Source organism: Yeosuana marina (assembly GCF_011762485.1).
Lineage (GTDB): Bacteria > Bacteroidota > Bacteroidia > Flavobacteriales > Flavobacteriaceae > Yeosuana > Yeosuana marina.
The window spans coordinates 189,311-212,626 of the sequence record NZ_JAAKGI010000007.1 but is presented as its reverse complement, the minus strand read 5'-3'; the positions used below and the strand labels follow the sequence as shown (position 1 = coordinate 212,626).

The following is a 23,316-nucleotide window of genomic DNA, read 5'->3' as shown; positions in this document are numbered from 1 at the left end:
ATTATTTAATAAACTGCTTTGCAATTTTTTCTGCTTTTCTGCTTTCAGAATAATCGTAAAATCCTTCACCAGATTTTACGCCCAATTTACCAGCGTTTACCATATTAACTAATAACGGACAAGGAGCATATTTGGGATTTTTAAAGCCATCATACATCACATTTAAAATAGACAGACAAACATCTAAACCAATAAAATCTGCTAATTGTAGTGGGCCCATTGGGTGTGCCATGCCAAGTTTCATTACAGTATCAATTTCATGAACACCGGCTACACCATTGTATAAGGTTTCTATAGATTCGTTAAGCATAGGCATTAAAATTCTATTAGCAACAAAACCAGGATAATCATTCACTTCAACAGGAATTTTGCCTAAAGTTTCAGATAACTCCATAATGGTTTTGGTTACGTCATTGCTGGTATTATAACCTCTGATGATTTCAACTAATTTCATAATAGGTACAGGATTCATAAAGTGCATACCAATTACTTGTCCTGGTCTTGAAGTAACCGAAGCAATTTGTGTAATTGAAATGGACGAGGTGTTAGTTGCCAGAATTGTATCTTCAGGACACGCTTCATCTAATTGTTTGAAAATTTTAAGTTTTAAATCAATATTTTCAGTAGCTGCTTCAATGACTAAACTAGCGTATTCAACGCCTTCATTAATGTTTGTAAATGTGCTAATATTAGATAACGTTTCTGCCTTTTGAGATTCAGTAATACTTTCTTTAACAACCATTCTATCCAGATTTTTAGTAATGGTTTCAATCCCCTTTTTTAAGGCATTGTCGCTTACGTCAATCAGTTGTACTTTAAATCCGCTTTGAGCAAAGGTATGTGCAATGCCATTTCCCATGGTTCCCGCACCAATAACAGCAACATTTTTCATCTGTTTAAATTTTTATTGAAAACAATTTATTATTTGAGTTGCAACACGTAAGGCTTCGGTACCATCATGAAGTGTTACAATAGGCTTTGTGTTATTATTAATAGAATCTGCAAAAGATTCTAATTCATCCAGAATGGCATTATTGCTAGAAATATTAGGATTGTCAAAATATATCTGTTTTTTAACACCTTCTGCATTTTGAAGTACCATATCAAAATCTCCTGGCTGTTCGGGAGCATCTTTCATTTTAACCACTTCGCATTTTTTCTCTAAAAAATCTACCGAGATATATGCATCTTTTTGAAAGAAACGTGTTTTACGCATGTTTTTTAATGAAATCCTGCTAGCTGTTAAATTGGCGACACAACCGTTTTCAAATTCAATGCGCGCGTTGGCGATATCTGGCGTGTCACTTATTACTGAAACACCACTTGCCAACACATGTTTTACTTTTGATTTAACCACACTTAAAATAATATCAATATCATGAATCATTAAATCTAATACTACAGGTACATCAGTACCGCGCGGATTAAATTCAGCCAATCGGTGTGTTTCAATAAACATAGGCGTATGGATATCATTTTTAACCGCAGTAAACGCTGGGTTAAAACGCTCTACATGACCTACCTGACCTTTTACATGATTTTCAGCTAATAAAGCCCTAATTTTTTCGGCTTCTTCTACCGTATTCGTGATCGGTTTTTCAATAAAAATATGCTTACCTTTTTCAATAGCTTGTATGGCACAATCGTAGTGCGAAAGGGTAGGCGTTACAATATCTACAACATCTACTGCATTAATTAAATCTTCGATAGTATGAAAGAATTTATAACCAAATTCGGCTTCTACTTTCTTGCCGTTTTCTATATCGGCATCATAAAATCCAATAAGGTTATATTTTTCAGATTGATTTAGGAGTCTTAAATGAATTTTTCCAAGGTGACCAGCACCTAGAACACCAGCTTTTAGCATTTTCTTTAGGTTTTAAACAAAAATAAGATATTTAACGAATGAAATTCATAATATTCTTGTAAAATTTTATCTATTAATTGTGAAAAATTAATTAAAAATAAATTGTTTTTAGCTAAAATGTTTGACTAATTTTAGACTTGAAAAGAATACGATAATTGAAAGATACATTTAAGCATAAAGGATTACGGCAGCAGTTGGTTAATATTGTAAAAGCCAAGGGTATAAAAGATGAAAGGGTTTTAAAAGCCATAGGACACATACCAAGGCATTTATTTATGGATTCTGGTTTTTTAGACCATGCTTATCAGGATAAAGCGTTTCCTATTGCAGCAGATCAAACTATTTCACAACCTTATACGGTAGCTTTTCAAACAGAATTATTGCAGGTTGAAAAGGAGCATAAAATTCTTGAAATAGGTACTGGAAGTGGTTATCAAACAGCCGTATTGTGCGAATTAGGTGCTAAGGTATTTAGTATTGAACGCCAATTAGAATTATTTAAAAAGACCAGTAAGTTTTTGCCAAAATTAGGCTATCGTGCTAAAAAACTCATTTTTGGTGATGGCTATAAAGGTCTTCCAGAGGAAGCTCCTTTTGATAGTATTATAGTCACGGCAGGCGCACCCTTTGTACCAAAACCGTTGTTAAACCAATTAAAAATTGGTGGAAGATTAGTGATTCCAGTTGGAGAAGCTATTCAAATTATGACCTTATATGTGAGGAAAGATAGGAAGGAATTTGAACAACACGAATTTGGTGAATTTCGTTTTGTACCTTTATTAGAGGACAAAAATTAGCTAAAGTTCGATGATTAATCAACCCTTGAATATTCAATGGGAATAGGGAATTCTTTACTTTCTTGTGCCCAATAGATATTAATTATCCACCAACGAATACCATCATAAAGTAATTGAATACTATTAATTCCTCGCATAAAAGGATATTTATCTGCTTCACTTGTAAAAGATTCATAGGTGCTAAATACTTGTGTTATATTACCAAAGGTATTAACAGTTCTGTGTATTTCTTTTTCAAAGAACCCATTTTCAACAAGCCAAGGGCCTGAATTTTTAATATACTCATCAGGTTTTAAATAACGTACTTTAACCTCTCCTTTATCATTTTTACCTGTAGGAATTAGTTTTGCATCTGGTTTAAATAAATATTTGAATAGTTTCCAGTTTCTTTCTTTTCCTTTTTCTCCAGAAATAACACTGTATAAGGTGTTAATGGTGCTGTCAAGTGTAACAACATGTTTCAGATAGAGTTCGTCTTCACTTGTTTTGGCTTTGGCAAGTATTGAAATGTCAATAGGCTGCATCCATTTAGCTCTTAATTTTAACTGGGCTTCTGTTGGATTATCTTCAAGTGAAAAGATGTTGGTTTCTTCATCAAAATCAACTCCAATTTTATCATAATATTCTTTTAAAGGCAATGGTTTTGAACCAATAATATAATCATCAAAAAAGGATCTGATTTCCGGATACGTTTCTTTAGTGAAATCATCAAAAAAACTAGTTTCATTAAATGGTTTGTCAGGACCGTATTCTTTTGCTAAATTTTTAATAACATCAATTAGTCCCGTTTTTCCATCAGAAAGCTCTATTAATCTAATATCTAAAAGCCCCGCTACCAGAGCTCCTTTCATATAAATATTTCCATATAACCGGTGACCCATTGGCGTATAAGATGTTTTTGATAATTGTACTAAGCTAATTTCTGAACTGTAAAAACTTGTACTTATATCAACTTTTTGCTTAAGTGTTTTAAAATAATCATTCAATGATTTTTGACCAGAGCGCATGAGCATCATGTGGGCAGCCCATTCGGTAGTTCCTTCGTAAAGCCATAAATGTTCGGAAGGTACAGGTTTAACAAAATTAAAATGGGCAATAATTTCGCTGTGAATATTTAAAGGTGTCACGACATGAAAAAACTCATGAGCAGCAACTTCTAAAATGCTTTTTTCTAGTCGGTTCCAAACATCTTCCTTGTAAATATATTCAGAACTATACGAATGTTCCCAAGCTCCAGCTGTTGAGTCTTCAAAATGAAATAAAAAGGTGTAATGTTTAACAGGAAGACCATTTAAAAAACCACTTGCTGAAAGCAACATGTTTTTCATGGACTTTAAAATTTCAGGAGAGGTTACTAACCCAGTTTTTGAATAGGTGTAAATATCAATAGATGTCCCTTGAACAGTCATGGATGCTTTCGTTAATTTTCCAAGAAGGATAGGTGAGTCTACAACTTGGTCATAATCTTTGGCTACATAATACCCATTTTCTGTTTTGCTTAATGCGGTAGCAATTTGCCAATCTTCGGGAGCTTCTATTTTAATTTTTATGGGGCTTGTTTGCTTTCCTTTAAAGTAACCAAAAACAGCCTGACCATTAATTAAAGCATGATCATTTTCTATAGAAGTGCCACACATTAAATAAATTTTGTTTTCTTTTACAGGTGTGTCCCAAGTATCTGCTATTTGGTATTCTATTTTAGCAATCTTTTCAGGCGTTGTTAAGGCATATTGATTGGTAGAAATTTTATTAGTTTCTAATTCATCACCACTCTTGTCATACGCTTTAAAATTGGATACATAACGACCAATATCCATAACTTCATAGGTTCCTGGAGCTGTTGACGCAAATTGAAAAATAGTATTATCAGCAGTTAGTGTTGGAGGTATAACTTGAACTTTAAAAGTATCGTTTGTTCGGTCTAACAAATTCACATTAAAACTAACGTCTTTTACTTCCTCAGCTACTTTATTTTTTCCGCTTCCGCAGGAAATGATAATAAATGCAAAAATTGAGGCTGCTATTTTTAATAAGTATCTCATGTTATATAAAGTGATTTTTTGGAACAAAAAATTTGAAATGCCTTTCTTTTGAAGTGTTAATTATTTGTATATCTTTTTAATGCGATCAAGATTGCGTTTATTATCACGATCTTTTATAGTTTCTCGCTTATCGTATAATTTTTTTCCTTTGGCCAAGGCAATATTTAATTTAGCATAGCCTTTATCATTTATAAATAATTTTAAAGGAATAATAGTAAGTCCTGTATTCTGAACTTCTTTATGCAGTTTTTTTAGTTCCTTTTTATTTAAAAGCAACTTGCGTTCTGCCTTTGGTCTGTGGTTATAATACGTGCCATAAGCATATTCTTCAATAGTCATATTAATAACAAAAAGTTCACCTTGCTCGTTAAATTCACAAAAGCTTTCAGCAATAGAAGCTTTACTAGATCTTATTGATTTAATTTCTGTTCCCGTTAATACAATACCAGCTGTATATTTATCCAGTATTTCATAAAGGAAACGTGCTTTTTTATTTAATATGTTGATGTTTTTTTGCATGGGGAACAAAATTACATAAATTTATTTTTAGAGTATGATTTGTTACTGTTGAAAAGTTAAATAAAAATTAACGCCTAGTGAATTAAAACAAATACATGTATTTTAGCTTTGCCTCTATGAATAGTATAATGTTTTACATAAAGAAATTACTATGGTCTACTTTGGTAGTAATTCTTATAGCGTCATGCAGTAGCGTTAAAAAATATAACGAACAAATAACAGCATTGCATTCAGTTGAGAGTATGCGTGCCGATTTAGATCAATTATACGCTCAGTTACAAAAAAATCATCCTAAATTATATCAATATACACCCAAGGAAGTTTTAGATTTTAAATTTGATAGCCTTAAATCAACCATAACAACTCCCATAACATCACGCGAGCTTTATAAAAAATTAGCTCCGGTTGTAGCCAACGTTAGGCAAGGTCATATTTCTATGGGATCGGCCAACAAACACTACACAAAAAGAGAGAGGAAGGCATTAAAACAACAAAAATTTGAATTTTATGATTTAGATTTTGAATTCGTAGACCATAAATTATGGGTTAAAAAATCCTTAGGAAAAGATTCATTAATAGCGGGTAGCGAAGTGATTAAAATAGCTGACGAACCTGCGGAAGATTTAGTAAAGCTTTATAAAAGTCGTTTTTCATCAGATGGGTTTAATAAGACGTTGTATGATAGGTATGTGGGCAAAGTGTTTCCTGCATTATACTATAAAGATAAGGGGTTTGTTGATAGTTTAACCGTTACTTTTAAGTTAAAAGATTCGGTGTTTAACAAAACGTTTAGACGGGTTCAAAAAGATAAAAAACAAGATGCTAAAAGTAATGATAGTATACCCTCTGTAAAAAAACCAAAACCAAGTAAAGAAGAGAATAGGATACAAAGGCATATAGCCAAAAATAAAAAGCGGTATAATAGAATTCACGGTTTTATTAGTAGAGAAAAAAATTATACCCGAAACTTTAATTTTTTAGAGGCAGATAGCTCTGTGGCATATATGAAGATTAGAGCTTTTGGAAATGGAAATTACAGAAAATTTTACAAAGAATGCTTTGCCAAATTGGATTCCGCTAAAACTAAAAATCTTATTATAGATTTAAGAGATAATGGAGGTGGAAGAGTTTCTGAAATAGATTATCTTTATTCATTTTTAGCGAATAAAGATTATCAACTTGTAAAAGAAAGTCAAGTAAATAGTCGGTTGCCCTATTTTAATTTTTTAATGAGTAAATCACAGCCCAATTTACTCAAAGTTGCTTCAGGGATCTTATCACCTTTTATTATGATTCATGATTTGCTTAAAACTAAAAAACACGACGGCAATATCTATTACAAGCTAAGATTTTCAAAAGAGAAGCAACCCAAAACCGCATTGCATTATAACGGAAACCTGTATGTAATAATTAACGGAAATTCTTTTTCAGCGTCGTCTTTATTAGCTACACATCTTAAAGCAACAAAACGAGCTGTTTTTGTTGGAGAGGAAACGGGCGGTGCTTATAACGGTTGTGTAGCAGGGATTTATAAAATATATGAATTACCAACTTCAAAACTTAACATACGAATGGGTTTAATGCAGATGGAAACACCATATAAGCAAAGTCCAGATGGATATGGTGTAAAACCAGATGTAGAAATAACACCAACAAGTGATGATGTAACTTCTAAAACAGACCCTGAGTTAGAATGGATATTGACTACAATAAAAAATAATAAGAATCCATAATCTTTCAAGGAATTGTAATTTACTTGCTTTTATTCCATTTTTATAAACGTAATTTGGAAAAATCTCTAATTATGATACATTGACTTCATAAAGCATTGTTTTTTATTGTCTTCCAGCAAAACATTTGTATTTTTGATGCTACTTTTGCTTTGTTGTGTTAAGCACAGTCGAAGCATCTTTTATTTATAAATTAAATTATTACTTATAATATGAATTCATACGATGTAGCCGTTATTGGCTCTGGACCTGGCGGATATGTTGCAGCGATACGTTGCGCTCAATTAGGCATGAAAACTGCCATTATAGAAAAATACTCAACTCTAGGAGGAACCTGTTTAAATGTGGGATGTATACCAAGTAAAGCCCTTTTAGATTCGTCTCACCATTATGAAGATGCCATCAAGCATTTTGAAGAGCATGGTATAGAAATTCCTGGAGAGATTAAGGTGAATTTAAAACAAATGATCGATCGTAAACAGGCGGTTGTAGACCAAACGACCGGTGGTATTGATTTCTTAATGAAGAAAAATAAGATTGATGTATACGAAGGTTTAGGAAGTTTTAAAGATGCAACCCATATTACGATTGCCGGCAAAGAAACAATAGAAATTGAAGCAAAAAATACGATTATAGCAACAGGAAGTAAACCATCCAACTTGCCTTTTATTTCTATTGATAAAGAACGTATTATTACTTCTACAGAGGCTTTAAAACTAACTGAAATACCAAAACATTTAATTGTAATTGGTGGTGGCGTTATTGGGTTAGAACTTGGTCAGGTTTATAAGCGTTTAGGAGCTGAAGTATCCGTAATTGAATACATGGACAGAATTATTCCAACAATGGATTCTGGTTTGTCTAAAGAACTTAACAAAGTTTTGAAAAAGCAAAAATTCCAAATCAATATCTCACATAAAGTAAAATCTGTTGAACGAAAAGGGGATGAAGTCATTGTAAAAGCAGATAACAAAAAAGGAGAAGAGGTCGAGTTTAAAGGCGATTATTGTTTGGTATCTGTAGGGCGTCGTCCATATACAGACGGTTTAAATGCTGAGGCAGCTGGTGTTAAAATAACTGAAAGAGGGCAGGTGGAAGTTAATGCTCATTTGCAAACATCGGCTAGTAATATTTACGCTATTGGTGATGTGGTTAAAGGCGCTATGTTGGCACATAAAGCTGAAGAAGAAGGTGTGTTTGTTGCAGAAACTATTGCAGGTCAAAAACCACATATCGATTATAATTTAATTCCGGGTGTTGTTTACACATGGCCAGAAGTAGCTAGTGTTGGTAAAACGGAAGAACAATTAAAAGAAGCTGGAGTTGAATACAAAACAGGATCGTTTCCAATGCGTGCGCTAGGTAGAAGTAGAGCTAGTATGGATTTAGACGGTTTTGTAAAAATACTAGCAGATAAAACTACCGATGAAATTTTAGGTGTTCATATGATTGGAGCTCGTGCCGCCGATATGATTGCAGAAGCAGTAGTTGCTATGGAATTTAGAGCAAGTGCAGAAGATGTGTCTAGAATGTCTCATGCACATCCAACCTTTACAGAGGCTATTAAAGAAGCGGCGTTAGCAGCGACAGAAGATAGATCGTTACATATGTAATGAATTCCTGTGAAAGGAGGAATCTTAATAGAACAAAAAAGCAACCATATAGGTTGCTTTTTTGTTTGATATACTATTATAATTTAAAATAAATCATTCAATACTTTAGCGAGTCTGATACCACCTTTTTGAAGTTGTGTTCTCACCGTTTCAAAATTATCGTACATGTATCGGTAACGTAAATTCTCATCAGGTTTTACATGCGCATATACTTCTCTTGTTACTTTATGGGTATCATTTATCCAATCAATAATACTACCTTCTTGGATGGCTTTTACTTCCTTTTTACTGAGCTTTTCAGCATTGCCTGCAAGCTCACTATAACTCATACCAAAACTGTCAATCATTTCTCTATCCCAAACCGAATGTAGATTTGTGTCTTTGTAAAACCATTGTAGTTTAAAGTCGTTACCACCTTTGTCTTCGGCAAGACCAACATGCATTGGCTGGTGCATATCACCTATAAAATGAATCAACAATTTAAGATAAAAGGTCTTGTCAGCATCACTGGAGGTCTTATCTTTAATGACTTTAATACAAAAGTTAATACCTGTTACTAAATCACCATTTTTATTAGCATCTGACGCCTTATAATCTGAATCTAACGGAATATTTACATAATGCCATGTGTAAAACTTATTAAAACGCTTATCTGATTTTATATCGTCTGCATAGGTAGATACAAATGCTAATGATTCATTATTGAGTAATTTTTTAAGTTTTCTTTTGGTGCTTCCTTTAAGATATTGATCAGCGATTTTACCAACCACTCTATGACCGGTAGCACTCCAATCATCAGAAGCATGAGATTGATAGGAAATAAAAAAAGTAAAGGCCAGCAAATAGGTAAATAATGATTTCATGTGTTTTTTTATTGTTTTTTAAAAGGCAAAAATATTTGGGCTAAATTATGAATATAAATAGAAAAAGATCTTAAATTTTTCATAACAAAAACTAAAAATATATAGCAATATATTTATTAGTTGTCTAGATGTTTTACAGTGCTTTTTTTCATTAAAAGCATGGGTAATGCAACACCAACTGTAAGGGATATTAAAACGAAAACCATGGTGAATCCATTGGTAAAAATGGCATCAATTAATTGTAAGCGTTTTTGGGAATCATCAACCATAAAAGTAAAATTCATGATAGATAACACGGTTTCATAGGCGAAATAACCCGGGATCATTGGGATTACCGGCGGAATTGAAAAAACAACGGGAGGCTGATGTATTTTATGAGCTAGAGGAACACTTATAAATCCAACAAACGATGCAGCTATAAAGCTTGCAAGAACCACATGAATATCAAAGTGCATTAATAAAAATTTTATAAATCCAGCCCCTGCTCCCAATAAAAATACCGTTAAAATAGAGTTTTTTGGAATGTTAAATAAAAGACCAAAACCAAGGGCAGCAATACCAGACCAAAAAGACACTTCTAATAATTTTAATATAACCTCTAACATCATCTTAAATTTATTTGAAAAATATACATGGCTAAAAATAGGCCAATTGCCATCGCAAAAACAATCATAGCCCCAGTTGTAAATCGTACCATGCCGTTTATTATTTTACTATCCATTAAGTCGGTAAAGGAGTTAATTAAAGGAACTCCTGGAACTAAAAACAAGATGGATGTTGCCAATGCTGTTGAAGGGTGAGAACCAATATTATAAATAACCGCTAAAGACGCTAAGGATGATGCTACAAACGATCCTAAGAATATTCTAATGTACAGATTGTATTTATGTTTATGTGTTTCTTGAAAAATATATAGGCCTACAAAGGTGCTCACAAAAGCTACCAGCATATTTAAATAGTCTCCTTTAAATATGTTGCAAAAACCGGCGCCAGCTAAACTTACGGCAATAAGAACAAGCCATCTGGGATATCTTTTTAAGGTTTGAATTCTTTTAATTTCTTCGGCAATTTGCTCTAAACTCCATTCCTCACTTAAGGCTTTCCAACTAGCTTTACTAATAGCAGAAATAAAAGTGAAATTGATAATATAAGGGGGTATTTTTTTTACTCGTGTACAACTTAAATCTGTTTTCTTATCATATAACGTCATCACTATGGTTTTATGACTAATAAAACTAGAGGCTTTAGTATTTAAAGCAGAGGCAAACCTGCCAATGCTTAAATTTATTCTAGTTGTATTAGCACCAGACACCATTAAAAGTGACGAAATATCTAATAATAAATCTGCTGTTTTTATAAGTTTTGATGAATCATCCATGCGATAAAGAGATGCTAAAATCTGTGCAAATTTAATGTTTTCATTTCTTCTTAGGGGATGAAATTTTAATATTTTGCATAAAGAACTAGAAGGGAAGATTTAGTTTTTAAAACTTTTCTAAAATGGATAGAACTTCTTTTTTATAACTTCTACTAATAGGGAATGACTTTTTATTAATGGTAATCTCTTCATTAGTAAACGATGTAATATGAGCCAAAGAAATGATGAAGGATCTATGAATTCTCATAAAATTGTTGTTAGGCAATTTTGCCTCAATAGCACTAATAGTTTCTCTTGTTGTAATGGTTTCATCTGTTAAATGAATTTTTATATAGTCACTATAACTTTCAACATAAATAATGGCATTAAAGTCAATTTTTATCATGCGTCTGTCTGCTCGTACAAACATAAATTCACTTACGGCTTCTTCTTTTAAACTTGTTTTATTTGAATTATTATAGACTTCAAAATACGTGTTTACAGCTTTCAGTAGCCGTTCAAAAGAGATAGGTTTTAACAAATAATCTACGGCTTGAAGCTCAAAACCTTCAACGGCGTAATCACGATAAGCAGTCGTGAAAATAATCTTAATGTCTTTATGAATAGATTTTGCAAAGGAGATACCAGAGATTTCAGGCATATTAATATCTAAAAAAACGAGATCTACAGAGTTATTTATTAAAAAATTAAACGCTTCAATGGCATTATTACAGCTATTAATTGATTTAATAGTTGGTATTTTAGACAAATGAGTTTCTATAATTTCTATAGCCATAGCTTCATCATCTACAATTAGGCACGATATGTCTCTGTTGATGTTCAAAAATTATAGGGTCTTTAATTCTAAGTTCACTTTAAAAGTATCACTTTTAGTTTCAATTTTCAAGTTATAATGGTCTTTATACAACAAATCTAAACGTTTTTGCATGTTTTCTAAACCAATACCTTTTGTAGAAACTTCTGATTTTTTATAGGTATTTTCAATATAAAAATGGATATTTTTATCTGTACAAGTAATAGAAATTTTAATAACTAAAACACCATTTATTAAAGCGCCATGTTTAAAACTATTTTCAATAAAAGGTAAAAATAGCATGGGAGCTATTTTAATATTTTCAGAAATAGTATTGCATTTTAAATCAATACTCAAGGTGTTATTAAATCGCAGTTTTTCTAATTCAATATAATCTTTAATATGATTAATTTCGTCTGTTAAAAGTACGAATGGTTTATCAACTTTATAAAGTAAGTAATCTAATAAATTAGATAGTTTTAAGATCATTTCTGGCGCTTCATCCGCTTTTTTTAATGCAAAACCGTACATGGTGTTTAACGTATTAAACAAGAAATGTGGATGAATTTGCATTTTTAGATAATTGAGCTCCTGTTCTTTTAATTTGAGTTGTGTTTCTAAAATTTTCTTTTCGAGATTATTGGCTTTGGAAGTGTTTTTAAAATTAAGTTTTAATAGTTTAAAGGCACTTACAATAATGGTTACTAAATAAACTGCTGTGGTTACCAGTATAATGTTTCTGGTAATTGGGTTCATGTTAGTATATTCGAAATTTGAAATATAAATCAAACTAAAAAATATCGATAGCATTATTAAATATCCAGAGATAATAATAGTGTAGAGACTATATAACACAAATAAAAAATAGCGTTTTGTAATTAAATAATCAGGTATTAATTTATAGATTGAAACGTATGTCGTTGCAATGGTTATTGGCATTAAAAACAAGGAGAATAAGAGAGTTTCACTATAATTTTTATTTTCTGCACCAAAGAAATATGTAAAAAACAAAAGGACCATGCACCAAAACACAAGATGCAATAGCAATCGTCCTATTAATTTTAAAATGATATTTGTTTTTGGCATTTCAACTATATATAAATACAATATTACTATATTTTTAAAATTGATTTGTACTTTGTAGATGAATAACGGATTTAATTAGGGTTTTTACACATTGTAATATCGGTAGCTAATTTGGTTATTCGTCGCATTTTATATTTTTTATGAGGAATCAATCTTAAGTTTGAAACATATTAATCATAAAACCATCAGTTATGTTTACATTACTCACATCATTATCACCAAAATTATTAGTTGTTTCAAATCCATTTGTAGACAGATTCAATGAAGGAGGCGTTTTCTTTATGTCTCTTATTCTAATTTGTTTCTTACTATCTATATTTTTTATAGTTAAGGGTATTATTTCAAACAAATCAAATAACGCACTTTCTAAAAAGATGCTTAAACTAGCTATAGACAGCAGTTTGTTGGGGTTGGTTATTGGTTTTTTTGCATCTGTTATCGGCTTAATTACAGCTTTTGATACAATAGAAGCTATGGGAGATGCCGATCCTGCTATTTTTGCAGGAGGGCTTAAAGTGTCTTTGCTAACCGCTATTTTTGGATTATTTACGTTTGCTATTTCTAGATTAGGTATCCTAATTTTGCGATGGATACAACAAAAAGAAGATTAAGAAATATGTCAATATCATCATTATCATCATCAAACAACGAATTATCATCATCAAAAAACAATAACATGAGAACAGTTCTTTTAACATTTTTTTTAATAATTAGTCAGCAAATTTCAAACGCTCAAAGCAGTACATTTTTGTATAGCGTGGGCGTTGCTGATAGCTTATATTCAAAAACTTTGAATGAATCAAGAGATATTTATATTCAAGTTCCTGAAAGTTATCAAAATGATACAACTAAACAATATCCAGTCGTTTATATTTTAGATGGAGAAGTTTTTCTTCCAACGGTCGCTAATGTATTCAACTTTTATAGTGGCGGATTTATGCCAGAAATGGTAATCGTCGGCATTTCAAATGCTAAGCATAGAACGAGAGATTTAACACCTTCAAAAATAACTACAAAATATGGGATGCCATTTAATGAAGAAAATGGTGAAGCAGTCAACTTTTTAAAATTTATTAAAGACGAATTAATTCCTTATGTTGAGAGCAACTATAGAGTTACAGATTATAGAACTTTAATAGGGCATTCTTATGGAGGCTTATTTGCTATGTATTCATTAGTTAATAATCCAGATATATTCGATAATTACTTATGTATAGATCCCAGTTTAGACTGGGATAACCAAAAACTATTGAAGCAAACAAAAGAGGTTTTATCTAAGCAAGATTTTTCAAAAAAATCATTGTATGTCTCTTTAAGTGGACAATTACATATGCAAAATCCCGAAATAACGATTAGCAATGTGATGCAAGATACCACAGATTTTACCATCTTTTCTCGCTCTAATTTGATGCTGTCAGATATAGTAAAAGATAATAAACATAGTGGATTAACTTTTGCTTGGAAGTTTTATCCAAACGATTTACATGGTACCATACCGCTTCCTTCCATTAGAGACGGGTTGTTGTCTACGTTTGAATGGTTTCAATGGGAAAATACAAGTAAGATTAATGATCCTGAAACCTCAAAAGACGAACTATTGCGTATAGTAAATTATAGAGAGGAGAAACTTTTGAATCATTTTGGTTATCACGTGTCTCCCTATCCAGAAGAACTTTTAAACATGTCTGGATATATGAATTTAGATATACAACAACCAGAAAAATCTAAAATGTATTTTGAACTTGCGCTTAAATATTTCCCCAAAAGTGCAAATGCATATGATTCTATGGCCGATTATTATGAGTCGCAAAACGATACTCAAAATGCTTTAGCATTTGTAACAAAAGCGTATGAGTTAAGTGGTAGCGATTATTATAAAAAAAGAATGGAAGATTTAAAAGCTCAAAACTAACTAAGTGTATTAATTATTTAGCAAGTCCCTTTTCATTTATTTGGAAAGGGATTTTTTATAAATGGCAATAAAAATATTTAAGAATTAGTACTCAAAAGGGTATATTTGATCTCGCAAAATTTTTAAAATGAATACAAAATTATTCTTACCATTTGTTGTTGTCATTCTTTTAGTGTCATCGTGTAAGTCAAAAGAAATAGATAAAAATGCGACTATAGAAGTCTTAGATCAATTTGAAGAACTTCAAGCTATTATTGATGCCCAAGGAAATGACGTATTAGTTTTAAATTTTTGGTCCACCTATTGTCCGCCTTGCATTAAAGAGTTGCCTCATTTTAAAAGATTAGAATCAGAATATCAGGATAAAAAAGTTAGAGTTTTACTTATTAGTTTAGATGATGTTAAACAGCTCGACTCAAGAGTTTATCCTTTTGTAAAGAAAAATAAAATTAAACAAGAAATCATGGTTCTTAAAGATCAAAATTATTCAAAATGGACCGATGATATTGACGAATCTTGGTATGGCGCGTTACCGGCAACCCTTATAATTAAAGGTAAAAAGAGACATTTTAGATTTGGTAGTTATGAAACTTATGATGATTTAAAAGCAGACGTTGATAAGATGCTGGAAGAGTAATTTTTTATTAGTTTCACTATTAATTAGGGCTAATTGATTATTCTTTTCACAAAGTTATCATCTACTTTCTCTTATTCCGTTTATTGTAGTTTTTATCACCTCGGGTTTTAGGCTTTTTATACTTCTCCGCAATTTTAAATTTATAAGAACCTCCTAAATTTTCTTTTTGGTTGCTCTCTTTCTTTTCATGAAAGGCAGGACCTACAGTCTCTTTTTTAATGGGGTTATTGCGTTCTTTTATTTTGGGACGTTCTTCTTCTATAAGCTCATCTGATATGTCCACTGATTCAGGAAATTCTATTAAATCGATTTTCTTGTTCATTAATGTTTCAATCTTTTCAACACTTTCAAGTTCCTTATCTGTTGAAAATAATATTGAAATACCTGCACGTTCTGCACGACCGGTTCTACCAATTCTGTGCATATAGTTTTCAGGATAATCGGGCGTATCAAAATTAATAACATGACTAATATTGTCAATATCCAGACCACGCGCCATCACATCGGTGGCGACCAAAATTCGGTTATCACCATTTCTGAATTGTTCAATACTTCTAAGTCGGTAATTCTGTGTCTTGTTGGAGTGAATAATGCAACATTCTCCATGAAATGATTCTTCTAATTTTTCAAACAATAAATCGGCTAACTTTTTATGGCTAACAAAAATCAAGACTTTACTAAACTCATCTGCATCTTGTAATAAATGACTAACTAAATTGACTTTGGTATAAAAATTAGGAATGGTATACCGATGTTGCGAAATGTTTTCTAAAGGTGTTCCAGAAACAGCGATTGAAACACGCTCTGGGCTTTTAAAAAATTCGGAAATCATTATATCTACATCATGCGTCATGGTAGCCGAAAACATGATGTTTTGTCTTTTATCTGGTAATAAATCAAAAATATTGATTAGCTGATGTCTAAAACCTAAATCAAGCATCACATCTACTTCATCAATCACTAATTTTTGAATCGTTTTTACTTGTAAAACACGGCTTAAAGCCAAATCATAAAAACGTCCTGGAGTCGCCACCAAAATATCTAAACCTTCTGCGATAGCTTGTTTTTGGGTGTTAATGTTGGTGCCACCATATACACCCAAAACACGAGCATTCATGTATTTGGTAAGATTCTCAATATCACTAACCACCTGTACAACTAATTCTCTAGTAGGTACTAACACCATAATGCGAGGTGTTTCCTGTGTTGAAAATTTTAAATGCTTTAGAATTGGCAACATATAGGCATAGGTTTTACCTGTTCCTGTTTGTGCAATCCCAACCATGTCTTTTCCTGAGGCCACCACATTAAATGCTTCTGCCTGAATAGGCGTAGGTGTTGTAAAGCCTAGGTCGTTTAAGGCATTATATAAAGGTGTATTTAAGTTTAAATCTTGAAAAGTCACAGCTTAATTTTGCTGGCAAAGTTAAGGTTATTATTCGTATTTAAACGAGATGATTGTTGTGAATTTCAATACTATAGCTAGCTGTAAAGCTTTCTTGAGCCTTTAAAGACAAAATGCCTTCCTTCGTTTTAAAGTCTTGATTAGTGTCTTCGCTGTCAGCAATACCTAACCAAGGTTCAATACAAACATAGTCGCCATTTGGTTTTGCCCAGATACCTAAATAGGGGAAATGTTGGTATTTAACCGTTAGAATAGCACCGTACGTATCACTTTTTAAAGTCACTTTTCTAGATTTTAAATCTTTAAAAACTAGTGCGTCATCATTAAATAATTCGTGGGTCAATCTTAAAATATTAGAATTTTTAAAAACAGGTTCTGTATTTGAAGAAATCAACCCATTTTCCATATTAATTAGGTGCCTTTCTGAAGTTTCATTGTGTTCAAACTCTAAAAAATAGTCATCATAAGTGTCATTGTAAACAGGACACTTAAATGCCGGATGACCACCTAAAGAAAAATACATGGTTTTGATGTCTATATTTTTAACGGTATGAATGATTTCTATCACATTATCCGTTAGTTTATAAGTGATATAAAATTCAAATTTAAAAGGATAGGATTGGAAGGTAGCGTCGTTATACTTTAATTTAAACGTTAAGCTGGCTTTGGTTTGCTCATGCAAAACAACGTCCTCATTATATCTTACAAATCCGTGTTTTACGAGCTGATATGTTTGGTTCTCAAAAATATAAGAATCGTCTTTTAAGGCGCCGATAATAGGAAATAAATTTGGAGCGTGGTTAGCCCAAACAGCAGGATTTGCGTGCCACATAAATTCATTGGTGTTTTTTACAGATGAAATTTGTGATAATTCTGCCCCAGCTTTTTTAACCCCAATTTTAAGTTTATTATTCTCTAATGTATACATACCTGCTATTTTAAAACTAATAAGCAAAATTCTTAATTTTTTAAGGATTCTAACTAACTTTACTCCATAATTTTTTGTTATTGAGAACAACAATTAGTCATAACGTTGAAAATCCAGAAGTATTTAAACAAAAGCTCCTTCTTTGGAGTCAGCAGTTTCATGAGGTAGTTTGGCTAGATTCTAATAATTATGAGCAAACCTATTCTAGTTTTGATGCTGTTTTGGCGGTTGATGCTATGAGTAGTGTTCAAACAAATCATTGTGATGCATTTAATACACTTAAACAGTATCAATCAAATTGCAAGGATTGGATTTTGGGGTATTTAACGTATGATTTGAAGAATGATGTTGAGCCTTTAGAATCGCATAATTTTGATGGCTTAGAATTTCCAGATTTATATTTTTTTCAGCCTAAAAAATTGTTTTTACTGAAAGGGAATCAGGTTGAAATTCAATATTTAGATATTGTAGAAAATGATTTGAAAACTGATTTAAAAAACATCCAACAAATGAACAAATCAACAAATCAACAAAATCAGGATTCAGTAAAAATTAAAATGCGCATTCACAAAGATGCCTACTTTGAGAAGGTGAATCGTGTTTTAGAGCATATTCATCGTGGCGATGTGTACGAAGTTAATTTTTGCCAAGAGTTTTATGCTGAAGACACGACAATCAATCCATTGGAAACCTATTTTAAGCTCAACGAGATTTCAAAACCACCATTTGCAACATTTTTAAGGCTTAATGATTTGTTTTTAATGTCATCGTCACCTGAACGCTATTTGAAAAAGGAAGGGCATTCGATAATATCAGAACCCATCAAAGGAACGGCAAAACGCTCTATGAATGCAGATGAAGATTTACAATTAAAAACAGACCTATCTCAAGACGAAAAAGAGCGAAGCGAGAATATCATGATTCTGGATTTAGTGCGTAACGATTTATCTAAAACAGCAAAAAAGGGAAGTGTACGCGTTGTAGAATTATGCAAAGTATACAGCTTTAAACAAGTACATCAAATGATTTCTACTGTGGTTTCGGAAATTGAAAATTCTGTTCATCCTGTCGATGTTCTTAAAAGTACATTTCCAATGGGCAGTATGACGGGTGCACCAAAAATATCCGCTATGAACATAATTGAAACATTAGAGGAAACCAAACGCAGCCTATATTCTGGAGCTGTTGGTTATTTTACTCCAGATGGCAATTTCGATTTTAATGTCGTAATACGCAGTATTCTATACAATGAAAGCAATAATTATGTATCCTATTCTGTTGGCGGCGCTATTACGGCAAAGAGCGACCCTCTAAAAGAATACGAAGAATGCCTCATTAAGGCTAAAGCAATGCGCGATGTTTTAGAGAATTAATCTAAATGATCTTTAAATTGCTTTTTTACTTCCTCATAAATAAATTCTACACGGCTCACTTCAATAGATTTTACTTTTGCGATGTCTTCAAAACTTAGTTTTCCAAAAACAAGCAAATCTATCACACTCGAAACATGTAAAGGCATCCAGCTATAAAGACTACCTAAAATTTGTTTAGATCTGTTTGGCTCTATGTCTTCAGCGTCAAATTCTGATAAAACAGAACTGTTATTATCATCATATAAAAACAAATGTTTGTGTTTATGGTCTTGTTTATATGAAATATCATTGAGCTCTTCATTCATTACAAAATCCCAATCAGCATTCATAGTGTAATGCTCTTCTAAGTCATCAAGTTCTTCTTCAAGTATGCTATTGGTACTAATCGTATCTTTATGAAACGCCTCTTTTTTAAAAAGTGTTTCTAAGTTAGAATTAGCTATTTTAAAAAGCTTGATTTTGATGGTGTGTATATCACTGTCAACATCAAATCCATTTTCATAAAATTCAGCGATGCTGTCATCAATGATACCATTTGATGTATCCATTTTTTTAGGTATAATACCTGTTGATTCAGCTATATATAGTCTGTGTTTTACATATGGGTGAATTTGTTGTGTTGCAGAAACTACGCGTTTATCAAATGCTAGTTTAGTAGCTTTATCGTTTATTTTTTCTATTGAACACATAATAATAGTATTTAAAATTAACGTTATTAAGGTACATATTTTTCACTTTATAATTCCTGATTATTGTCATTTTATATTAACAACTTGATATTAATTTCAATATTCAAAGTTGTATATTTGAAATATGATTGAACAATTTCAAAATCATATTAATACTCGTTTTTCTTTTTTAAAGAATAGCAGACTTTTAATAGCCATTTCAGGTGGAATAGATAGCGTGGTATTAACCCATTTATGTCATCAATTAAAGTTAAATATTGCCTTAGCTCATTGTAATTTTAATTTAAGAGGGGATGAAAGTGATACGGATGAAGATTTTGTATTCCAATTGGCTGAAGATTTAGATTTAGAAGTCTTTATTGAAAGTTTTGATACCAATGCCTACGCTAAAGAGCATAAATTGTCAATCCAAATGGCAGCCAGAGATTTGCGTTATCATTGGTTTCAAGAACTGAAGGATCAACTAAAATTCGACTATATTTTAACAGCACATCATGCCGATGATAATTTGGAAACTTTTTTAATCAATCTATCACGAGGAACAGGATTGAATGGTTTAACGGGCATCCCTGAGATTAATGGAGCAATAGTCAGGCCACTATTACTGTTTTCGGTGCAAGATATTGAGACATATGCTAAAGAACATCGAGTAACATGGCGAGACGATAGCAGTAATGCATCAAGAAAATATTTACGGAATAAGTTGCGTCATGATGTTATTCCTGTCTTAAAAGAAATCAATCCACAGTTGCTACAAAATTTTCAAACGACTTTAAATAATTTAAATGACACAGCAGATATTGTTGATGATAGCTTAAATGCAGTTTTGAAACGAGCTATTGTCACTATAGACGTCAACACATTAAAGTTTAAAATATCAGAATTTAAAACACTAAAAAATCCGAAAGCGTACCTCCACGAATTTTTAAAAGATTTTGGATTTACAGAATGGAATGATATTGTAAATTTATTGGATGCTCAGTCTGGCAAGCAAGTGTTTTCTTCTACTCATCGCTTGTTGAAAGACAGAGACTATTTGATATTAACTGATATAACATCAAGCGAAGAATCTCAAGTAATTACAATAACTGAAAACGATACTAATATTCAAATCCCATCAGGGATATTACATTTTAATCAAGTTGATGCTATGTCGACTACCAAGTCCGGCATTCTCTATGTAGATAAAGCGCTTTTAGACTATCCGTTGTTTGTTAGAAAATGGCAAGAAGGCGACTTTTTTTATCCGTTAGGAATGAACGGCAAAAAGAAATTGAGTAAATATTTAAAAGATGAAAAATTATCTTTAATTGAAAAAGAAAACATCTGGCTATTAACATCTGGAGATGACATAGTTTGGGTTATTGGCAAACGAGCCGATAATCGATTTAAAGTTACTGAGCAAACCAAACATATTTTAAAAATTGAATTACAATAATTTTCACAATTTGCAATAATGTCCATAGATTATAAATTAACTTCAAATGATAGTTTAACAAAATTAGCAAAGCGACATGGCATTGAAACGTGGAATAATTTAATAAAATATGTCAAAAGCATTCCTTACGGAAGAACTAGTGATAGAGCAAATTTAAGCTTAGTAATTCTAGAAAACACAGGAACTTGTAGCTCTAAGCATGCGTATCTTAAACAAGTTGCCGATTTTAATCATATTCCAAATGTAAAATTAATACTTAGTGTTTTTAAGATGAATCCATTAAATACACCTAAAATAGGAGATGCCATAACAGGATGTTCAATTGATTATATTCCAGAAGCGCATTGTTATTTGAAGATTCTTGATGAATGTATTGATGTAACTTCAAAGCATTTAGATTTTGCAAAAATAAAAGTAGACATCATAGAGGAACTAGAAATTAAGGCAGAACAAGTGATAACGTTTAAAGATGATTATCATAAAAAATTTATAAAAAATTGGATTGTTAAAGAGAGTTTGCCTTTAAATTTTGACGAAATTTGGAAATTAAGGGAGACATGTATTAAAAATTTAAGTAAATAAAACACGTAAAGAATGACCTTACAAGGACAAATTGTTGATATACCAAACAAGCGTATTTTTAAAGGAGAAATTACTATTGAAAACGGTAAAATCACATCTATTATTGAAAAGGATCATGATGTAAACCATTATATTTTACCTGGTTTTGTCGATGCTCACATTCATATAGAAAGTTCTATGTTGGTGCCCAGTGAATTTGCACGGTTAGCAGTCAAACATGGAACCGTTGCTACAGTTTCCGATCCACATGAAATAGCCAATGTACTAGGTGTTAAAGGTGTGGAGTTTATGATTGAAAACGGTAAAAAAGTGCCGTTTAAATTCAATTTTGGTGCACCATCTTGCGTGCCTGCCACGAGTTTTGAATCGGCTGGAGCTATTATCGATTCCGAAGGCATTAATAAATTACTTCAAAATCCAGATATTAAATATTTAGCAGAAATGATGAATTATCCCGGCGTTTTGTTTGACGATGGCGAGGTGATGAAAAAAATCGCTTGGGCAAAACATTATAATAAACCTGTTGATGGTCATGCACCAGGAATTCTTGGCGACGATATTACGAAATATATTAACGCCGGAATTTCAACGGATCATGAATGTTTTACCTTTGAAGAAGGTCTAGAGAAACTTCAAAAAGGAATGAAGATTTTGGTACGCGAAGGAAGTGCTGCTAAAAACTTTGAAGCCTTGATTGATTTACTTCCTGAGCATTTCGAAAATATGATGTTTTGTAGTGATGATAAACATCCGGACGATTTGTTGCTCAATCATATCAACAAGCTATGTGCGCGTGCCGTTGCTAAAAATATGGATGTGTTTAAAGTTTTGCAAGCCGCCTGTATCAATCCAGTAAAACATTATAATCTCGATGTTGGTTTGCTCAATGAAGGGGATGCTGCCGATTGTGTTGTGGTTGAAGATTTAATTGATTTTAAAGCTATTCAAACGTATATAAATGGCGAATTAGTTTTTAATAAAAGCCAATCACTCATCAAGCCAGTTAACTTTGAACTTTTAAATAATTTTTATACAGAAAAGAAACACGTTTCAGATTTTAGGTTTGATGCTTCTGCCGAAAAAATTAGAGTTATTGAAGCTCTGGAAGGGCAATTAGTGACTAACGAATTAATTGAAGATGCTCTTGTTGAAAACGGAAATATTATTTCAAATTTAGAGGCAGATGTCTTGAAAATGACGGTCGTAAATCGCTATCAAAACCAGAAACCAGCTATTGCTTTTATTAAGAATTTCGGATTAAAAGAAGGCGCTATTGCCTCCTCAGTTGGTCATGATTCTCATAATATCATTGCTGTAGGCGTTTCAGATGATGCTATTTGTAAAGCGGTGAATTTAATAATAGAACATAAAGGAGGAATTTGCGCAGTGTCTAATTCCGAAGAAAATATTATTCCACTACCAGTTGCAGGTATTATAAGCGACCAAGATGGAGAAACTGTCGGAATAAAATATGCTGAATTAGATGCTATGGCTAAACGATTAGGAAGTACGTTACATGCGCCATACATGACCTTGTCTTTTATGGCACTTTTAGTCATTCCGTCATTAAAATTGAGTGATAAAGGCTTGTTTAATGGCACAACATTCAAATTCACAAGTCTAGAAGTAAAATAGTTTAACAAACTCAAAACATATCAACTAAC

General features: G+C 32.0%; 22 protein-coding genes. 10 read left to right on the top strand and 12 right to left on the bottom strand.

Annotated elements, in window-relative coordinates:
- Position 1: 1 nt before the first annotated feature.
- Both G5V56_RS09620 and G5V56_RS09615 read right to left on the bottom strand, forming a co-directional pair.
- Positions 2-892, bottom strand: a complete 891-nt coding sequence (locus G5V56_RS09620) for a 3-hydroxyacyl-CoA dehydrogenase family protein (RefSeq protein WP_166964298.1) — start codon at positions 890-892, stop codon at positions 2-4.
- A 12-nt stretch (positions 893-904) separates the two neighbouring features.
- Positions 905-1,867 (bottom strand): Gfo/Idh/MocA family protein, encoded by a 963-nt coding sequence (locus G5V56_RS09615; protein WP_166964296.1) that lies wholly within the window; start codon positions 1,865-1,867, stop codon positions 905-907.
- A gap of 155 nt (positions 1,868-2,022) precedes the next feature.
- On the opposite strand from G5V56_RS09615, the gene G5V56_RS09610 reads away from it, so the two are divergent.
- Positions 2,023-2,664, top strand: coding sequence for a protein-L-isoaspartate(D-aspartate) O-methyltransferase (locus G5V56_RS09610; RefSeq protein WP_166964294.1), 642 nt, complete (start codon positions 2,023-2,025; stop codon positions 2,662-2,664).
- 14 nt (positions 2,665-2,678) lie between these two features.
- Here the strand turns inward: G5V56_RS09610 and G5V56_RS09605 are convergent, their stop codons facing one another.
- Both G5V56_RS09605 and smpB read right to left on the bottom strand, forming a co-directional pair.
- Positions 2,679-4,706, bottom strand: a complete 2,028-nt coding sequence (locus G5V56_RS09605; RefSeq protein ID WP_166964292.1) for a M61 family metallopeptidase — start codon at positions 4,704-4,706, stop codon at positions 2,679-2,681.
- Between the two features lie 60 nt (positions 4,707-4,766).
- The gene (gene smpB / locus G5V56_RS09600; RefSeq protein ID WP_166964290.1) at positions 4,767-5,225 is read right to left on the bottom strand and encodes an SsrA-binding protein SmpB; all 459 of its coding nucleotides are present in this window, start codon (positions 5,223-5,225) and stop codon (positions 4,767-4,769) included.
- Between the two features lie 116 nt (positions 5,226-5,341).
- Between smpB and G5V56_RS09595 the strand changes: the two genes are divergently transcribed.
- Positions 5,342-6,958 (top strand): S41 family peptidase, encoded by a 1,617-nt coding sequence (locus G5V56_RS09595; protein WP_240911281.1) that lies wholly within the window; start codon positions 5,342-5,344, stop codon positions 6,956-6,958.
- 209 nt (positions 6,959-7,167) lie between these two features.
- Positions 7,168-8,568 carry a dihydrolipoyl dehydrogenase gene (lpdA, locus tag G5V56_RS09590; protein WP_166964288.1) on the top strand — a complete coding sequence of 467 codons (1,401 nt, stop codon included), beginning with the start codon at positions 7,168-7,170 and terminating at the stop codon, positions 8,566-8,568.
- 83 nt (positions 8,569-8,651) lie between these two features.
- On the opposite strand, the gene G5V56_RS09585 is transcribed toward lpdA, so the two are convergent.
- The 5 genes from G5V56_RS09585 to G5V56_RS09565 all read right to left on the bottom strand — a co-directional run bounded on the left by G5V56_RS09585 (position 8,652) and on the right by G5V56_RS09565 (position 12,688).
- Positions 8,652-9,431 (bottom strand): S1/P1 nuclease, encoded by a 780-nt coding sequence (locus G5V56_RS09585; RefSeq protein ID WP_166964286.1) that lies wholly within the window; start codon positions 9,429-9,431, stop codon positions 8,652-8,654.
- 116 nt (positions 9,432-9,547) lie between these two features.
- Complete coding sequence (locus tag G5V56_RS09580; protein ID WP_166964284.1) at positions 9,548-10,039, bottom strand: threonine/serine exporter family protein; 492 nt, start codon at positions 10,037-10,039, stop codon at positions 9,548-9,550.
- The gene (locus G5V56_RS09575) at positions 10,036-10,809 is read right to left on the bottom strand and encodes a threonine/serine exporter family protein (RefSeq protein WP_166964282.1); all 774 of its coding nucleotides are present in this window, start codon (positions 10,807-10,809) and stop codon (positions 10,036-10,038) included. The genes G5V56_RS09580 and G5V56_RS09575 overlap by 4 nt, the downstream gene beginning before the upstream one ends.
- A gap of 106 nt (positions 10,810-10,915) precedes the next feature.
- Positions 10,916-11,632, bottom strand: coding sequence for a LytR/AlgR family response regulator transcription factor (locus G5V56_RS09570; RefSeq protein WP_455433270.1), 717 nt, complete (start codon positions 11,630-11,632; stop codon positions 10,916-10,918).
- A gap of 3 nt (positions 11,633-11,635) precedes the next feature.
- Positions 11,636-12,688: a sensor histidine kinase gene (locus tag G5V56_RS09565; RefSeq protein ID WP_166964280.1), complete on the bottom strand. Its 1,053-nt coding sequence runs from the start codon at positions 12,686-12,688 to the stop codon at positions 11,636-11,638.
- A 191-nt stretch (positions 12,689-12,879) separates the two neighbouring features.
- Between G5V56_RS09565 and G5V56_RS09560 the strand changes: the two genes are divergently transcribed.
- From G5V56_RS09560 to G5V56_RS09550, 3 genes are all read left to right on the top strand, one after another.
- Positions 12,880-13,299, top strand: coding sequence for a MotA/TolQ/ExbB proton channel family protein (locus G5V56_RS09560; RefSeq protein WP_166964279.1), 420 nt, complete (start codon positions 12,880-12,882; stop codon positions 13,297-13,299).
- Positions 13,300-13,304: 5 nt separating this feature from the next.
- Positions 13,305-14,600 (top strand): alpha/beta hydrolase-fold protein, encoded by a 1,296-nt coding sequence (locus tag G5V56_RS09555; RefSeq protein WP_240911279.1) that lies wholly within the window; start codon positions 13,305-13,307, stop codon positions 14,598-14,600.
- Between the two features lie 127 nt (positions 14,601-14,727).
- A complete protein-coding gene (locus G5V56_RS09550; protein ID WP_166964278.1) occupies positions 14,728-15,237 on the top strand; it encodes a TlpA disulfide reductase family protein in 510 nt (169 codons plus the stop codon).
- 61 nt (positions 15,238-15,298) lie between these two features.
- Here the strand turns inward: G5V56_RS09550 and G5V56_RS09545 are convergent, their stop codons facing one another.
- The gene (locus G5V56_RS09545; RefSeq protein ID WP_166964277.1) at positions 15,299-16,642 is read right to left on the bottom strand and encodes a DEAD/DEAH box helicase; all 1,344 of its coding nucleotides are present in this window, start codon (positions 16,640-16,642) and stop codon (positions 15,299-15,301) included.
- A gap of 40 nt (positions 16,643-16,682) precedes the next feature.
- Positions 16,683-17,570 (bottom strand): aldose 1-epimerase family protein, encoded by an 888-nt coding sequence (locus tag G5V56_RS09540; RefSeq protein ID WP_166964276.1) that lies wholly within the window; start codon positions 17,568-17,570, stop codon positions 16,683-16,685.
- 80 nt (positions 17,571-17,650) lie between these two features.
- Here G5V56_RS09540 and G5V56_RS09535 point away from each other — a divergent pair, with 80 nt between their 5' ends.
- Positions 17,651-18,943, top strand: coding sequence for an anthranilate synthase component I family protein (locus tag G5V56_RS09535; RefSeq protein ID WP_166964275.1), 1,293 nt, complete (start codon positions 17,651-17,653; stop codon positions 18,941-18,943).
- Here G5V56_RS09535 and G5V56_RS09530 read toward each other — a convergent pair.
- Positions 18,940-19,632, bottom strand: coding sequence for a hypothetical protein (locus G5V56_RS09530; protein WP_166964274.1), 693 nt, complete (start codon positions 19,630-19,632; stop codon positions 18,940-18,942). The two genes, G5V56_RS09535 and G5V56_RS09530, sit on opposite strands and share 4 nt — an antisense overlap.
- Positions 19,633-19,756: 124 nt before the next feature.
- Here G5V56_RS09530 and tilS point away from each other — a divergent pair, with 124 nt between their 5' ends.
- The 3 genes from tilS to ade are packed head-to-tail and all read left to right on the top strand — an operon-like array spanning position 19,757 to position 23,287.
- On the top strand, positions 19,757-21,070 hold the full coding sequence (tilS, locus tag G5V56_RS09525; RefSeq protein WP_166964272.1) for a tRNA lysidine(34) synthetase TilS: 1,314 nt from the start codon (positions 19,757-19,759) through the stop codon (positions 21,068-21,070).
- 18 nt (positions 21,071-21,088) lie between these two features.
- The gene (locus G5V56_RS09520; RefSeq protein ID WP_240911277.1) at positions 21,089-21,652 is read left to right on the top strand and encodes a hypothetical protein; all 564 of its coding nucleotides are present in this window, start codon (positions 21,089-21,091) and stop codon (positions 21,650-21,652) included.
- A gap of 12 nt (positions 21,653-21,664) precedes the next feature.
- Positions 21,665-23,287, top strand: a complete 1,623-nt coding sequence (ade, locus tag G5V56_RS09515; protein WP_166964270.1) for an adenine deaminase — start codon at positions 21,665-21,667, stop codon at positions 23,285-23,287.
- The last annotated feature ends 29 nt before the right edge of the window (positions 23,288-23,316 follow it).